Origin of the sequence: Mycobacterium sp. E3339 (genome assembly GCF_001666915.1) — a bacterium.
Classification (GTDB): domain Bacteria; phylum Actinomycetota; class Actinomycetes; order Mycobacteriales; family Mycobacteriaceae; genus Mycobacterium.
Map to the genome: position 1 here is coordinate 1 of NZ_LZIZ01000209.1, position 903 is coordinate 903.

Sequence of the window (903 nt, forward strand, 5' to 3'; positions counted from 1 at the left end):
ACCGCGGCGAGCCTGCGGGCGGCGACCGCATGGCTGCGCACCATGTTCGCCATCGTCCCGCTGGCGGTCGGCACCCGCGCGGACGACGAGCACGCGCTCGGCCACGAAACCGCGCATGCCGCAAACGAATTCGCCGATCCCTATCAGGTGCCCGACGCCAACTTCGGCTGGTCGGCGCGCGACGCCTGCTACTCCTACGGCAGCTTCGTGCTCGACGACGACGAGGCGCTGGTGATCACGCACCGGCCGCCGAAGTGCAGGTTCTGGAACCTGGTGGTGTGGAACCAATTCATGGCCACCTTCGGCGCCTCCGATGCGCGCTGCTCGGTCAACGGGCACAGCGCCGTGCTCAACAGCGACGGCTCCGTCACGATCGTGTTGTCCCGCGCGCTGACCGCGCACCCCAATTCGCTGACCACGCTGGGTTATCCGCGCGGCAACCTCGCCTTCCGGTGGTTCCTGGCGGACGGGGTGCCGCAACGCCCGGAGGTGAAAGTGGTAAAGGCCTCGCAGGCGCCGACCGGCGTGGCCTAGACCTCGGCGACCAACTCGATGGCCCGCCCGAGCGTCGAAAGCTTCGCGTCCAGGGTGTCGCCGGCGGGATACAGCCGCACGGTGTTCACGCCGGCGTCCCGCCACACCACCAGCCGGGCGCGGACCATCTCCTCGGTGCCGATCAACGTGGTGGCCAGCACCATGTCGTCGGTGACCAGCGCCGCCGCGCCGTCGCGGTCGCCCCGCTGCCAGCGCTCGCGCACCTCGGCGGCGACGTCGGCCCAACCCTGCCTGCTGTAGGCCTGGTTGTAGTAGTTCGTGCTCGACGAGCCCATCCCGCCGAGGCTGAAGGCGAGCTCCTTCTTGCGCGCGGCGACCATGTCGCGCAGCTCGTGTTCGTCGGACGCG

At 70.0% G+C, this 903-nt stretch carries 1 protein-coding gene and 1 pseudogene; one reads left to right on the plus strand and one right to left on the minus strand.

The window, feature by feature from the left end; all coding sequences use genetic code 11:
- Nucleotides 1-534: pseudogene (locus A5702_RS19105) on the plus strand (hypothetical protein); the annotation flags it as partial.
- Here the strand turns inward: A5702_RS19105 and A5702_RS19110 are convergent.
- A partial coding sequence (locus A5702_RS19110; RefSeq protein WP_156669680.1) for an LLM class flavin-dependent oxidoreductase occupies nucleotides 531-903 on the minus strand: 373 nt, incomplete at its 5' end. The pseudogene A5702_RS19105 and the gene A5702_RS19110 overlap by 4 nt on opposite strands.